14 protein-coding genes and 3 tRNA genes are annotated in these 13,770 nt (G+C 73.9%); 4 read left to right on the forward strand and 13 right to left on the reverse strand.

The genetic code is table 11. The features are described 5' to 3' along the window. Positions 1-46 precede the first annotated feature (46 nt). Positions 47-730, reverse strand: coding sequence for a GIDE domain-containing protein (locus QSK00_RS03100; protein ID WP_285587387.1), 684 nt, complete (start codon positions 728-730; stop codon positions 47-49). Between the two features lie 139 nt (positions 731-869). Here QSK00_RS03100 and QSK00_RS03105 point away from each other — a divergent pair, with 139 nt between their 5' ends. After that, positions 870-1,643: a coniferyl-alcohol dehydrogenase gene (locus tag QSK00_RS03105; RefSeq protein ID WP_285587390.1), complete on the forward strand. Its 774-nt coding sequence runs from the start codon at positions 870-872 to the stop codon at positions 1,641-1,643. 73 nt (positions 1,644-1,716) lie between these two features. Beyond that, positions 1,717-2,625 carry a S1 family serine peptidase gene (locus QSK00_RS03110; protein ID WP_285587393.1) on the forward strand — a complete coding sequence of 303 codons (909 nt, stop codon included), beginning with the start codon at positions 1,717-1,719 and terminating at the stop codon, positions 2,623-2,625. Positions 2,626-2,712: 87 nt separating this feature from the next. Here QSK00_RS03110 and QSK00_RS03115 read toward each other — a convergent pair whose 3' ends face one another. The 9 genes from QSK00_RS03115 to QSK00_RS03155 all read right to left on the reverse strand — a co-directional run bounded on the left by QSK00_RS03115 (position 2,713) and on the right by QSK00_RS03155 (position 8,927). Then, positions 2,713-3,762: an NAD(P)-dependent alcohol dehydrogenase gene (locus QSK00_RS03115; protein WP_285587394.1), complete on the reverse strand. Its 1,050-nt coding sequence runs from the start codon at positions 3,760-3,762 to the stop codon at positions 2,713-2,715. A 262-nt stretch (positions 3,763-4,024) separates the two neighbouring features. Next, positions 4,025-4,098: transfer RNA gene (locus tag QSK00_RS03120), tRNA-Phe, on the reverse strand. 39 nt (positions 4,099-4,137) lie between these two features. Further along, positions 4,138-4,211 (reverse strand) — tRNA-Asp (locus QSK00_RS03125). A 22-nt stretch (positions 4,212-4,233) separates the two neighbouring features. After that, a tRNA-Glu gene (locus QSK00_RS03130) sits at positions 4,234-4,306 on the reverse strand. Positions 4,307-4,370: 64 nt separating this feature from the next. After that, positions 4,371-5,117 (reverse strand): ScbR family autoregulator-binding transcription factor, encoded by a 747-nt coding sequence (locus QSK00_RS03135; RefSeq protein WP_285587397.1) that lies wholly within the window; start codon positions 5,115-5,117, stop codon positions 4,371-4,373. Positions 5,118-5,191: 74 nt separating this feature from the next. Beyond that, entirely contained in the window at positions 5,192-5,362 is a 171-nt protein-coding gene (locus tag QSK00_RS03140; protein ID WP_285587399.1) for a hypothetical protein, read from the reverse strand. 255 nt (positions 5,363-5,617) lie between these two features. Beyond that, the gene (locus tag QSK00_RS03145) at positions 5,618-6,883 is read right to left on the reverse strand and encodes a serine hydrolase domain-containing protein (protein ID WP_285587402.1); all 1,266 of its coding nucleotides are present in this window, start codon (positions 6,881-6,883) and stop codon (positions 5,618-5,620) included. Between the two features lie 22 nt (positions 6,884-6,905). Next, on the reverse strand, positions 6,906-8,045 hold the full coding sequence (locus tag QSK00_RS03150) for an FAD-dependent monooxygenase (protein ID WP_285587405.1): 1,140 nt from the start codon (positions 8,043-8,045) through the stop codon (positions 6,906-6,908). Between the two features lie 117 nt (positions 8,046-8,162). Beyond that, positions 8,163-8,927 (reverse strand): phosphatase PAP2 family protein, encoded by a 765-nt coding sequence (locus QSK00_RS03155; RefSeq protein ID WP_285587407.1) that lies wholly within the window; start codon positions 8,925-8,927, stop codon positions 8,163-8,165. A gap of 161 nt (positions 8,928-9,088) precedes the next feature. On the opposite strand from QSK00_RS03155, the gene QSK00_RS03160 reads away from it, so the two are divergent. Next, positions 9,089-9,952 (forward strand): hypothetical protein, encoded by an 864-nt coding sequence (locus QSK00_RS03160; protein WP_285587409.1) that lies wholly within the window; start codon positions 9,089-9,091, stop codon positions 9,950-9,952. Positions 9,953-9,971: 19 nt separating this feature from the next. Here QSK00_RS03160 and QSK00_RS03165 read toward each other — a convergent pair whose 3' ends face one another. Then, complete coding sequence (locus tag QSK00_RS03165; protein ID WP_285587413.1) at positions 9,972-11,771, reverse strand: MFS transporter; 1,800 nt, start codon at positions 11,769-11,771, stop codon at positions 9,972-9,974. Positions 11,772-11,825: 54 nt separating this feature from the next. On the opposite strand from QSK00_RS03165, the gene QSK00_RS03170 reads away from it, so the two are divergent. Beyond that, positions 11,826-12,200: a VOC family protein gene (locus QSK00_RS03170; protein ID WP_285587416.1), complete on the forward strand. Its 375-nt coding sequence runs from the start codon at positions 11,826-11,828 to the stop codon at positions 12,198-12,200. Between the two features lie 4 nt (positions 12,201-12,204). Here the strand turns inward: QSK00_RS03170 and QSK00_RS03175 are convergent, their stop codons facing one another. Beyond that, positions 12,205-13,095: a TIGR03620 family F420-dependent LLM class oxidoreductase gene (locus QSK00_RS03175; RefSeq protein ID WP_285587418.1), complete on the reverse strand. Its 891-nt coding sequence runs from the start codon at positions 13,093-13,095 to the stop codon at positions 12,205-12,207. 10 nt (positions 13,096-13,105) lie between these two features. Next, complete coding sequence (locus QSK00_RS03180; protein ID WP_285587420.1) at positions 13,106-13,759, reverse strand: MerR family transcriptional regulator; 654 nt, start codon at positions 13,757-13,759, stop codon at positions 13,106-13,108. Between the last annotated feature and the right edge of the window lie 11 nt (positions 13,760-13,770).

Consider the following 13,770-nt stretch of genomic DNA (forward strand, 5'->3'; position numbering starts at 1 on the left):
GCCTCGTTGCTGTGACTCGGAGCAACCGGATTGGGCCGTTCGAGGGTCAGGTGAGCAGGGCGGCCACGATGAGACCCAGCCCGGCCACTCCGGACACGGCGCCGCCCCAGGCCCAGCGGCGCTGGAGCAGCAGCGAGTCCTCGCGCAGGGCGGTGGGGTCCCGCGTGGAGATGACGAAGTCGCCGACCTCGGGGCGGGCGATGACGAGCGTGCCGTCGCGGTCGTGGACCTCGCCGTGCACGTAGAGCCCGGTCCCCGGGCGCAGCACCCACTCCTCGCGGACGATCCCGCCCTCGGCCGGGTCGAACGCGTGCACCTCCGCCACCTTCTCCGGCTGGACCGCGACCGTGTCCTGCGGGTCGACGCCGATGTTGCCGGTCTCCTCGACGAGCACGAAGCGCCGGCCGGAGCTCTCCTCGAGCAGCAGGCGCGAGCCGCCGTCGTCGCTGTAGGGCGTCCGCACCACACGCCGCCACCAGACGCACTCGGTCCCGGTCTGCGGGGAGCGCAGCAGGCCCTCCTCCGCCGGGTGCGCGTACCCGACCACCGCCGCGACCCGCCGGAAACCCCCGACGGTGCCCAGGTCGACGAGGGCCTGCTGCTCGACCTCGAGATCGGCGACCTCCGAGGTGGACGCGCCGATCAGGGCGTGCCGCTGGGCGACCCGGCGGTTGGCCGCGACGATGGCCGCGGCCGCGAGGGCGATGAGCACGATCCCGAACAGCAGCATGGGGGGGACTCCCGTCGTCGTCCTTCCAGGGTCCATGACGACGGCTCGTGCTGCGGTAAAGCGCCGACCGTCACCCGACGGGAGGCCGACCGATCACCCTTCGGAGGGCCCGGCACGGCCGTCTACTCTGACCGGTGCCATGAGCACCGTCTTCGTCGTCACCGGGACCTCCTCGGGCGTGGGTCGCGCCCTCGGGCAGTTCCTCTCCCGCCACGGGGTCACCGTGATCGGCCTCGACCGGCGCGAGCCGCCCGACCGCGAGATCGCGCACGTGCGGTGCGATCTCGCCGATCCGCGGTCGATCGACGCGGCCGTCGAGCGTCTCGACGACCGGGTCGACGCCCTCGCGAACGTCGCCGGGGTGCCGGGCACCTCGCCCGCCGAGACCGTCCTCGCCGTGAACTTCCTCGGCATGCGCCACCTCACCGAGCGGCTGCTCCCCCGCATCCAGCGCGGCGGGTCGGTGGTCAACGTGTCCTCGGCGGAGGGTCGGCACTGGGTCGCGCACCTGGCGGAGCTCCGGCCGCTGCTCGCGACCACCTCGTTCGACGAGGGCCTGCGCTGGTGCCGCGAGCGCCGCCCCGACCGGCCCGTCTACGAGCTGTCCAAGGAGGCCGTGCTCGCGTACACGACCGCCTCCTCCACGCTGACCTGGCCCGAGGGCATCCGCATGAACGGCGTCGCCCCCGGCCCGGTGCGCACTCCGCAGCTGCCGGAGGTCGAGCGCTCCATGGATCCCCGTCGGCTGGCCCGTCAGCGCACGGCCGCCGGACGGGACGCCGAGGCCGACGAGATCGCCGCCGTCGTCGCCTTCCTCATGTCCAACGAGAGCCGCTGGATCAACGGGCAGACGCTCGCCGCCGACGGCGGGGTCGCCGCGGCCACCACCTGGGCGGCGCTGCAGACCCGCTGAGCGGGACCGTCACCTCGTCCCCCTCGGCCCGTTGTGTCGAAAAAGGGATCGACCGGACGGGTGAGGTGGCCGGGTGCGGCAGGGACGACGGATCACGACGGTGCTCGCGGGCGCGGCACTCCTCCTGGGTGCGGTGACCGGCTCGGCCTGGGCCGACCCCACTCCACCGCCCGCCCCGCCGGTGCCCGGTGCGGTGACCGTCCCCGGCCCCGCGATCCCCCTGCCCGCCCCGGTCGCCCTCCCGGACATGACCGCCGCGCTGGGCGGGTCGATCCACCCGGGGGTGCAGCTGCGCACCGACGGCGCGCAATGCACCGCGAACTTCGTCTACACCGGCGGCGGGAGGACGTTCATCGGGCAGGCCGCGCACTGCTCGGGGACGGGCGCCGCCACCGAGACCGACGGCTGCACCTCGGCGTCCCTGCCGCTGGGCACGCCGGTCGAGATCAGCGGGGCGTCGAAGCCCGGGAAGCTCGTGTACAACTCGTGGCTCGCCATGCAGGCCGCCGGCGAGAAGGACGCGGACGCCTGCGCCTACAACGACCTGGCACTGGTCGAGATCGACCCGGCCGACGTCGCGACGGTGTCGCCCGCGGTGCCGTTCTTCGGCGGGCCGACCGGGATCGACACCGACGGTCTCGCCGCCGGTGAGCGGGTGGCGAGCTACGGCAACTCCGAGCTGCGGGGCGGGGTCGCCGCCCTGTCGCCCAAGGTCGGTGCCGCGCTGGGTGACACGGGCAACGGCTGGAGCCACCCGGTCCTCACGCTCACGCCGGGCGTCCCGGGCGACTCCGGCAGCGGCTTCCTCGACGCGACCGGCCGGGCCGTCGGCGTGCTCTCGACGCTGAACCTGGCGCCCGCGCCGGGCTCCAACGGGGTCGGTGACCTCGCGCGGATGCTCGCCTACGCGAAGGCCCACGGTGCTCCCGGCGACCTCGCGCTCGCCCTCGGCGGCCCGTTCCGGAGCCTCGGTCTCGTCTGATCCCCACGACGACGAACGCCCCCGCTGCCGTCGGCAGTGGGGGCGTTCGCGTTCCGCGGCGGGTCGGGGACGACCCGGCGTCGGGAACTACTGGTCGAACGAGGCGATGTCGATGACGAACCGGTAGCGGACGTCGGAGTCGACGACGCGGTCGTAGGCCTTGTTGACCTCGTCGACGGTGATCTTCTCGATCTCGGCGCCGATGTGGTGCTCGGCGCAGAAGTCGAGCATCTTCTGGGTGTCGCGGATGCCGCCGATCTTCGAGCCGGCCAGGCTGCGCCGGCCGTTGGCCAGCGAGAAGGCATGGATCGAGCCCGGGTTCGACGGGATGCCGACGTTGACCATGGAGCCGTCGAGCGCGAGCAGGGCGACGTACTTCTCGAGGTCGAGGTCGGCCGAGACCGTGTTGACGATCAGGTCGAACGTGCTGTCGAGCGTCTCGAAGGTCGTCTCGTCCGAGGTGGCGTAGTAGTGGTCCGCCCCGAGCCGCTTGCCGTCCTCCTCCTTCGACAGCGTCTGCGAGAGGACCGTGACCTCCGCGCCGAGCGCGTGCGCGATCTTGACGCCGACGTGCCCGAGGCCGCCCATGCCGATGATCGCGACCTTCTTGCCGGGGCCGGCACCCCAGTGGGTCAGCGGGGTGTAGAGCGTGATCCCGGCGCACAGCAGCGGCGCGGCGACGTCGAGCTCGACGCCCTCGGGGATGTTCAGCACGTAGTTCTCGTCGACGACGACCGACTGCGAGTAGCCGCCGAAGGTCTGCTCGCCGGTGTACTCGCGGGCGTTGTAGGTCTGCACCTCGCCCTTGGTGCAGAACTGCTCCTCGCCGGCCTTGCAGTTGTCGCACTCGCGGCAGGAGTCGACGAAGCAGCCGACGCCCACGCGGTCGCCGACCGAGAACTTGCTGACCTGGTCGCCGACGGCGGACACGGTGCCCGCGATCTCGTGGCCGGGCACCATCGGGAACTCCGCGCCACCCCACTCGTCGCGGGCCTGGTGGATGTCGGAGTGGCAGATGCCGGCGTAGGCGATGTCGATGACGACGTCGTGCGGCTTCGGGTCCCGGCGCTCGATGGTCGAGCGCTCGAGCGGCTTCGACGCAGCGTCGGTGACCAGGGCGGAGACGGTGGTCGGCACGGTCTGAGGACCTTCCTTCGGTCGACGGGGCCGATCCATGCGGGACCGGCCATCGTTCACCGACCGGTTGTCCACGATTGAACGACCCGAACCGCGGGCGTTCGTCAGCTCACATCACGCAACTCCGCGGACCCCGCGCCGCGAGGGTGACGTGAGGCAGGAATCCGGGTGGCCGGGCCTGCCTGATGTAGCCCTCGCGGCGGCACGAACCGGCCCCGGACACACAGAAGCCCACCAAGCGTCTCCGCGAGGTGGGCTGAGGTGGCCAGGGGCGGGGTCGAACCGCCGACCTATCGCTTTTCAGGCGATCGCTCGTACCGACTGAGCTACCTGGCCGTGTCGGCCAGGTCCACGAGCGACTCCAGCACGACTGTGCGACCCAGACGGGACTCGAACCCGCGACCTTCGCCGTGACAGGGCGACGCGCTAACCAACTGCGCCACTGGGCCTAGCTTGTGAAACTGTAGTGCGTACCCCCAACGGGATTCGAACCCGCGTTGCCGCCTTGAAAGGGCGGAGTCCTAGGCCACTGAACGATGGGGGCTCGGTGCGAGAACCTTACCCCCTCCGGTGGTGACCGGTCCGCTCCGTTGGGTGCAGGGAGAAGCTTACGGGACGGGATCCGGACCGCTCTCAGGCACCCCCGGCAACGGATTCCCGACGGGCAGCGACGCCATCCCGCCGGCCGCCTCCCAGCGCTCCAACCAGGCCGGTTCCGCGACGCACCCGAGCAGCAGCTCCCACGACCGGACGGCCCGGTCGCGCAGGTCGGCCTGCCCCGTCGTCGCCGTGGAGACCACCCGGTGGCCGTTGCCGAGCGCCACGACGGTGCGCGCGAGGTCGCCTGCGTCGACGCCCTCGCGGAGCAGTCCCGCGTTCCGGGCGCGCCCGAGGAGGTCGAGGAAGACGTCGTCCCAGTACTGGTAGGCCCAGCGGAAGCGCTCCGGGCCGAGGACGCCCTCACCGACGGCGCGCATCCCGCCGCGGACGTGGACGTCGGCGGCGAAGACGTCCGCGATCCCGATGGCGATCATGACGGACGTGGTCATCGGGTCGTGGCCGAGACGCTCGAACGCGGCGGTGATCTCCGGGAAACGCTGCTCCATGACGGCGACGACGGCGTCCGCCATCGCCTCCTTGGACGCGAAGTGGAAGTAGAGCGCGCCCTTGGTCACGCCGCTGCGAAGGAGGATCTTCGACAGGGAGGCGGCGTGGTAGCCCTCGGCGGCGAACTCGTGGGCCGCGGCGGTGAGGATCGCCTCGCGGGTCGCCACGGCGCGCGCCTGGCGGGGCGCCGGGCGGTGGGGCTCGCCGGGGCCGGTCGGACGGGCGGGCGGAGCAGGGACGTCGACCATGACGCTCTCACGCTAATCGCGGCGGGGCCGTCCCCGCGCGGCCGACGCGCCGCGCCCGGACGGTGTGCCTCGACTCAGCGGCGGACGGGCGGCGGCTCGCCCGGTTCGCCGATGAGCCCGAGCATGTCGAGCAGGTCGCGGCAGTCCTCGGAGTCGAGGGCGTTGCGGGCGACCGCCATCCGGGCACGGTGGACCTGTTCCTCGCTGACCCGGTAGACGTCGGCGGCGGTCCGCTGCGCCGGCACCCCCGCGAGCGCACCCGACTCCGACCCGCGTGGGGCGGGGACGGACGTGGACGCCGCCTCCGGATGCGGTCCGGCCGGCCGTCGTCGTGGACCCGGTGTCACGTTCATCCGTCTCCTGAACACCCGTTCCCTCGTCCGCCGCGAGGCAGGGCTGGACGCTACCGAGCACGCGCGCGCCGTGCAGCCCTCTCTCAGGGTGACCCGGGGACTCCTCAGGTTCGTGACACAGCGTGGCATCGCTGGTCACGAAGAGCGTCAGTCGACGAGCGCCTGGTAGACGAGTGAACGCAGGCGACTGCGAATGGGGTAGGCGCTGGAAGGCAGGAGCTGGGTGAGGAACAGGGCCGTGACCTCCTCCGTCGGGTCCACCCAGAACGCCGTGCTCGCCGCGCCGCCCCAGGCCATCTCGCCGGCCGAGGCGAGGGTGCGGTAGGCCGCCGGGTCGAGCACCACCGACACCCCGAGGCCGAAGCCGACGCCGTGGAAGGGCATCTCCGCGAAGAGCGGGCGGCCGACCTGCTCGAGGTCCCGTCCCCCGGGCAGGTGGTTGCGCCCCATGTAGGCCACGGTGCGCGACCCGAGGAGCCGGACCCCGTCGAGTTCGCCACCGCGGACGAGCATCTGGACGAACCGGTGGTAGTTCGCGGCCGTCGAGACCATGCCGCCGCCGCCCGAGAGCCACGTCGGGGGCCGCAGGAACGGCTCGCCCATCGCGTCGGCCCGCACGCGCGTCCGACCGGGCCCGAGGGCGTAGAGCGCGGCGGTGCGCGACGGGTCGTCGGCGGCGAACCCGGTCGTCGTCATGCCCAGCGGGTCGAGGATCTCGGTCTGCAGGAACGTGTCGAGCGACTGCCCGGAGACCACCTCGACGAGACGGCCCAGCACGTCGGTCGCGTGGCTGTAGTTCCACTCCGTGCCGGGGGTGTGCACCAGCGGCATCTCGGCCCACGCGTCCACGCACGCCGCGAGGTCGAAGCCCGCCGGCACGCCCCACTCGAACCCGCGGGCCCGGTAGAGCTCGTCGACGGGGTGGGCGTGGTGGAAGCCGTAGGTCAGGCCCGCGGTGTGGGTGAGCAGGTGCCACACCCGGATCGGCTCGGGGCTGGGAATGGTCAGCGGGGCGGTGGAGCTGCCCTTGACGTACACGCGGGGCTCGGCGAAGGCCGGGAGCCACCGGCTGATCGGGTCGGTCAGCTCGAGCAGCCCGCGTTCCCACAGGATGAGCGCGGCGACCGACGTGATCGGCTTGGTCATCGAGTAGATGCGCCACCGCGTGTCGGCCTCGACGGGGAGCCCGGCCTCCTCGTCGCGGAGCCCGTACTCCGAGGCGTGCACGACCTGCCCCCGACGCGCGACGACGGCCTGCCACCCGGCCAGGCGCCCGTCGTCGACGTAGCGCCGGAAGTGCTCGTCGACCCGCGCGAGCCGGGCGGGATCGAAGCCGAGGTCGGCGGGGTCGGCCTCGACCGAGATCGGACGGGGCGCGGTGGTCGGTCCGGAACCGTTCGCTGCGGTGCTCACCCGGCCATCCTGCGCCTGTGACCTACGGCTCGCCCACGATCTCGGCGACCTCGTCGACGGCCTCGCGGGCCCACAGGCGGTCGCGCAGCCGACGGGTCAGCCCCTCGGCGTGGGCGAGGGCGGCCACCTCCGCCACCTTCGCCGCGCAGGCGGCCCGGGCGGCGGCGCGCAGGGCCTCGTAGCCCTCCAGGCCGGGCAGGATGCGGCCGTCGGAGCGGTCGAAGGCGGCCCCGAGCGCGTGCGCGTCGAGCAGCGCCTGGCTCTCCTCCTCGCCGGCGTGGGGCAGCAGCGGTTGGGCGGCCGCGCCGACCACGGTGAGGCGGTGGCGGGTCCAGCGCGGCAGCGGGCGCTGGTGGGCGACGACCTGGTCGGGCTCCTGGGTGGCCACCCCGGAGACCGTGCGGCGCACGTCGGGGTCGAGCCGGGACACGATCCACTCCCGCTCGGCCGGGGGCAGGTCCGCCCGGGTCACGAACACCACGTCCGCACCCCCGCTCGGTGAGGGCATCCGGGCGACCTGCAACGCCGGCGCCGACCACACCCGCAGCTCCGGATGGGCCGGCTCGCCCGCGGTGGCCGCCACGGTGCCGCGCCGGACGACGAAGGTGGGCGAGAGGGCCCCGGCCCCGCCGTCGAGCAGGGCCCGCACCCGGCTGGAGGCCCCGTCGCCGCCGACGAGCGCCTCCGAACGCCACTCCTCGCCGCCCTCGAGCGTGACCAGGGCGGCGTCGCCGATGTCCTCGACGCCGGTGAGGCGGCTGTCGTAGCGGACCGTGATCATCTCGTCGCGCGCGCAGGCCTGGGCCAGGGTCCGGCGCAGCTCCTGGCGGGCGACGATGAGCACGGGGTAGCCGAAGCGCGCCCGCACCTGGTCGCCCAGCTCGACCTTGCGCAGGGGCTGGCCGGTCCCGGCGTCCAGGTGGGTGAGGCGCTGCAGCTCGAGGGTGCGGTCCTGCAGGGGGTCGAGCAGCCCGAGCCCGTGCAGCACCCGGGTGGCGGCCGGCCGGAGCAGGGTCGTCCCCGTGAGCGCGGGATCGTCCTCGACGGCGGGGTCGGGCCCGCGGTCGAGCACCTGCACCGGAAAACCCTGGTGCGCGAGGCAGAGGGCGGTCGCGAGGCCGTCGACTCCGGTCCCGAGGACCAGGAGCGGGACCTGCTCCATGGAACGACCCCCGATCGGCATGGCCACGGACCGCGCCGATGGCACGTGCCCGGAAGACTATTCGGCGCATTCGAGTGACGCCATGTGTCGCCCGTTCGTCGGGATGGCGTCCGAGCGTCAGGCTACCGGCGCGTCAACTGACCCTTTCGAGGGATGGATCTCCGACGGCCTCCGTTCGAGGGTCGCTGCCAGTGCGACGGCCAGGCCGAGGAGTGCGCCGCCCAGCATCCATCCGGCCAGCACGTCGGTGGTCCAGTGCACCCCGAGGTAGACGCGGCTCGTTCCGATGAGCAGGACGATCAGTGCCCCGACCAGGACGATCGCACCGCGCACAACCGAGTGGGTCCGGCCCGCGTCCCGCAGCAGGACGAGCAGCGCGACCACCGTGAGACCCACCCCGAGCGCCGACATGAGCGCGTGTCCGGAGGGCAGGGAGGCGGAGGTCTCGACGGCGAGGCGGGTGTCCACCGGCGGCCGGGCCCGCTCCACGGCGGTCTTCAGCAGCCGGATGGTGAGAGATCCCACAGCCACCGCGCCCACCCACACCACGGCCCGGGACCGCCGCCCGCGCAGTGCCAGCACGAGCGCCGCGAGGACCGCGAGCCCGCCCGTGGCGACGGTTCCGCCGAACAGGGACGCGGCCTCGGCGAGGTCGGTACGGCCCGGGGTCCGCTCCGCCACCATCACGCCGAGCACCGGGGCGTCGGTGTCGGCCAGGGTCTCGTCGCGGGCCACCAGCGCGAACACCGTGGCCGACAGGCCGACGAGCACCCCGGACACCAGCAGGCAGGCCGGGACGGGCCGCGGGGCCCGTCGTCGGGCGAACGCGGCCCCGAGGAGGAGCACCACCGCCGTGACCGCCAGGCCGATCGCCGTCGCCACCGTCGTGAGCCCCTGTCCGCTCGAGCGTCCCCGACCCGGCGTCGGGACAGGAGAAGTACCCCGTTCGCGAGGGCGACGCGCACGCCGATGAGCGCGTCGCGCGGTCGGGCGACGGGCAGACTCGCGGGGGACGGACACGACGATCGAGCACGACGGCGGAGGTGGCGGTGCTGGTCGTCGGGCTCGCCGCCGCTCTCGTGGCGGCCGCCGCCAATGCCGGCGCGGCGATGCTCGAGGCGCTGGCGACGCGCCGGGCCACCCGGGCGGCCGGGGTGCTCACGAGCCCGGTCTACCTGGGCGGGCTCCTGCTCGACATCGCCGGCTGGGTCCTCACCGTCCTCGCGCTGCGCTACATGCCCATCGTCGCGGTGCAGGCGATCGTGGCCGGACAGGTCGTGATCACGGTGATCGCCTCGCACTGGGTCTTCGACACCCCGTTGCGCCGCGTGGACCTCGTCGCCGCGGGCGCCAACGTGATCGGCCTGGCCCTCCTGGTGGGCAGCGCGAGCACCGGCGATCTGCCCCACACCGGGGTCGCCGGGACGATCGCGCTGCTCGTGGTGCTGCTGGTGCTCGCCGTCGGGGGGATCACGCTCGCGGTGCGCAGCCGGCGCGCGGTGCCGACGGCGTTCACGGCCGGGCTGGCCTTCGGCGGCACGGCCGTCGCGGTGCGCCTGGTCGACCTCGACGGGCCCGTCTCCGAGATCGCCCGCGCGGTCGTCACCGACCCCGTGGCGTGGGCCCTCGTCGGGTACGCGGCGCTCGGGCTGGCGCTCTACACCGTCGCGCTCGCCCGCGGCGCGGTCGGCCCCGTGGTGGCCGTCCTCGCCGTGACGGAGACGCTCGCCCCCGGCCTGCTCGGGCTCCTCCTGCTCGGCGACGGCATCCGGGACGGCTGGGCCCCGTGGTTCGTGCTGGGGCTGGTGCTCGCCCTCGGCGGCGTGGTCGTCCTCGCCCGGTCGCCGGCGCAGGCGTCGCTCGCCGGTGACGACGGGGTCGCGCGGCCGCCGCTCAAGCGGGCCTGACGTCCTGCCACCTCGGGGGCTATCGCACCGCGCGCACCACGTGGTCCTCCGCCGCCGGACCGAGCACCACGTCGTAGGCGCTCTCGCGCCCGTTCACCGCCACCCGCCCGACGTCGGGGGCGCGGCCGCGGGCCCGCACCACGAGCTGGTAGGAGCCGGAGTGGCGCGGGACCAGCCGGAACGACCCGTCCGCGTCCCCGTCCGCCCGCGCGGCCTGGTGCCCCGCCTCGTCGACGAGGGTGAGGACCGCGCCCGGCACCGGGCGGCCGTCCTCGGAGCGCACGACCCTCCCGACGACGGCCGGCCCGCCGTCCGGGGAGGTCTCCTGGGTCTCCTCGGTCTCCTGAGCAGCCGGAGCCGCGGTGGACCCGCCGTCGGGCTCGCTGTCCGGGGTGCGGCGGCGGGAGACGCGGCCCAGGACGAGGTCGGCGATGCCGACCAGCAGCGCGAGCACGACGAGCCCGACTGTGATGACCAGCCCGGAGCTGATCGAGCTCGGCCAGTCGCCGCGGCTGGAGGCGAGCGTGGAGAAGAACACGGCGCCGACCGCGGAGATGCCGATCGCCGAACCGATGCGTTGCCCGGTCTGCAGCACCCCGGCCGCCGTGCCGCCCTCGCGGGCCGGGACCTCCTCGAGGGCGAGGGTCTGGTTGGGCGCGATGACGAGCCCACCACCGACGCCCGCGACGAGCAGCGGCAGGGCGATCGCCCACCCGACGCTCACGGGGTCGAGCCGCAGCACGATGTCGGTCGCGACGAGGCCGATCACCACCGTGACCAGCCCACCGACGATGAGGGGCTTGCCGAGCCGGGAGATCAACCGGCCGCCGACGGCGGAGGAGACCGCGGAGCCGACGGCGAACGGGGTGAGGGCGAGCCCGGCCTCGAGCGGCGTGAACTGGCGGCCCTGCTGCAGGAAGAGGGTGAGCACGAAGAAGATCGACGTGAAGCCGGCGAAGTAGAGCAGGCCGAGGGCGGTGCCCATCGCGTAGCTGCGGGTCCGCAGCAGGCCGAAGTTCACCAGCGGGTGCCCGTGGGTGCGCTTTGCGCGGCGTTCCCAGGCGACGAAGAGCAGCCCCAGGAGCACCGCGACGCCGACGAGCCACCACGGGGCGCCCGCGAAGTCCTGCTCGGAGAGCACGAGCGGCAGCATCAGGGCGACGACCGCGCCGCCGAGCAGGAGCGCGCCGACCACGTCGAGCGGGCGGCGTTCGCCGGAGGTGGACTCGTCGCGAGGGAGCCACCAGAGCCCCAGCAGCAGCGCGATGATCCCGATCGGGACGTTGACGTAGAACACCCAGCGCCAGCCCTCGGCCTCGCCGGTCCACTGCAGCAGCAGACCGCCGGAGAGGGGGCCGACCGCGGTCGAGATGCCGATGACCGCACCGAACAGCCCGAACGCGCGACCCCGCTCGCGGCCGGAGAACAGCTGCTGGATCACGCCGATGATCTGCGGGTTCAGCATGCCGCCCGCCGCGCCCTGCAGGAGGCGGGCGATGACGAGCATCGTCGGGTCGACCGAGAGCCCGGCCACCGCGCTCGTGATCGTGAACAGCGCCAGCGAGATGAGGAACATCTTCTTGCGGCCGCGGTCGTCGCCCAGGCGTCCCGACGAGACCAGCACCAGGCCGAAGGTCAGGGCGTAGCCGGACACGACCCAGGACAACTCGGCCGCCGACGCGCCGAGTCCGCGCTGCATGGAGGGGAGGGCGACGTTGACGATGCTGACGTCGAGCAGCGTCATGAACCCCGCGACGAGGCAGACGACGAGGGCGCGCCAGCGGCGGGGATCGGGTGCTGCCTGGCCGGGAGAGCTCACGACGGCCAGGATGCCCCCGCCGTGCCGACCGAATCACGAAAGGTGGGACCTCACGTGGAGGTGCTGTCCAGCCGCATCCTGATCCGCCCGCGGGATCCCGAGGTCGCGTGGGCGTTCTACGGCGGCACGCTGGGTCTCGCGGTCGCCCGCGAGTTCCCGGGCGGGGTCGTCTACTTCCTCGGCACCGGTTACCTGGAGGTCTCCGGGCGGGTCCCCGACGCCGGGTCGGGTCCGGACGGCATCTGGCTCCAGGTCCGCGACGTGGAGGCGGCGGAGGCGGAGTTGCGCACGGCCGGCGCCGTGGTCACCCGAGGGACGCGCACCGAGCCGTGGGGGCTGCGCGAGTGCTGGATCGCCGACCCCGACGGGCGCGCGCTCGTGCTCGTCGAGGTCCCGCCGGACCACCCGATCCGGCGGGACGTGCGCTAGCCGTTCAGAGGCCGAGGGCGCCGGCCAGCTCCCGCAGCGCCGGGCGCGGGTCGTCGAACGGCGAGTCGCCGAGCGCCTGGATCAGCACGTGGTCCGCGCCCGCGTCGAGGTGGGCGGTCACGGCCGCCGCGGCCTGCTCCGCCGAGCCCGTGCCGACCAGCGCCCGCGCGAGGCGGTCCGAGCCTCCCCGGACCAGGTCGGAGTCGTCGAAGCCCTGCCGCAGCCACGAGTTCCGGTAGTTCGGCAGGCCCGAGTAGATCTCGAGGTGGGCGTGTGCCCGGCGCATCGCGGTCTCCTCGTCGCCGAGCGCCACCGCCTGCTCGGAGATGACCCACTTGTCGGGGCCCAGGGCCTTCCGCTGGTCCGCGGTCGCCTGCGGCAGCACGAGGTAGGGGTGGGATCCGTCGGCGGCGCTGCCGGAGAGCTCCACCATCTTCGGGCCGAGCGCGGCGATGACCCGCGTCGGGCGGGCGTCCGGCTCGATCTCGGCGGGAACGGCGTCCATGCGCTGCAGGTAGTCGCGCATCGTCGCGAGCGGCTTCGCGTAGGTGCCACCCCGACCACGCTCGACCAGCGGCGCGTGCGAGACGCCGAGGCCGAGCACGAAGCGGCCCGGGTGCAGGGCGGTGAGGGTGCGGGCGCCGGACTCCGCGGCGATGGGGTCGCGCGCGTGGATGTTGGCGATGCCGGTCCCGACGACGAGGCGCTCGGTCGCGTTCAGGAACGCGCCCGCCTGCGTGAAGGTCTCCTTGCCGTAGGCCTCGCCGTACCAGAGGGAGCCGTAGCCCATGCCCTCCAGGTCGCGGGCGACGTCGGCGGCGTCGGAGATGCGCCAGGAGTCACTGGTCCACCAGACGCCGACGCGGGACGGGAAGTCGATACGTGCCTCAGGCATGATCGCGACGCTAACCCTCCGGGTCGGGCGGCGTCTCGCCGAGCAGGCGCAGCGAGCAGTGCTGCTGCGCGAGCCGGCGCACCGCTGCGAGGAGGGTGTCGCCGAGGACGGTCCCGACGACGACGCCCTCCACCGTCCGCGCCCGGTCGCCCCGGTCCACCACGGCCGCGACCTCGTGCCGGGCGACCTCCTCCATCGTCCGCATGTAGAGCCCGAGCTGCCGCGCGAGGTCCGCGTCGCCGAGGCGCACGTAGGTCGCGAGCACCCCGACGGCGGTGGCCCACGCCGGGTTCTCGGCCGAGACCTGCCACCCGCGCTCGTCGACCTGCTCGGCCAGCATCCGCTCGCCCTCGTTCCACGCCTCGTCCTGCTCCTCGGCCGCGTCCGGCGCGGTCGTCGTGGTGCCCGAGGCCCGACCGAGGGCCTGGAAGAGCGGGAGGTCCGGGTCGTCGACGGCCGCGAGCACGTCGCGGGTCGCCACGACCGACAGACCGCCGACGTCGATCAGCGCGCGGATCATCCGCAGCCGCCGCAGGTGCCCGTCGTCGTAGGCGGCCTGGTTCGGGCCGGTCCGCTCCCCGGCGGGGAGCAGCCCCTCGCGGAGGTAGTACTTGATCGTCGCGACGCTCACGCCACTGCGCCGGCTCAGCTCGCCGACCCTCATCCGGCTCCTCC

Origin of the sequence: Actinomycetospora sp. NBRC 106378 (genome assembly GCF_030269685.1) — a bacterium.
GTDB lineage: Bacteria > Actinomycetota > Actinomycetes > Mycobacteriales > Pseudonocardiaceae > Actinomycetospora.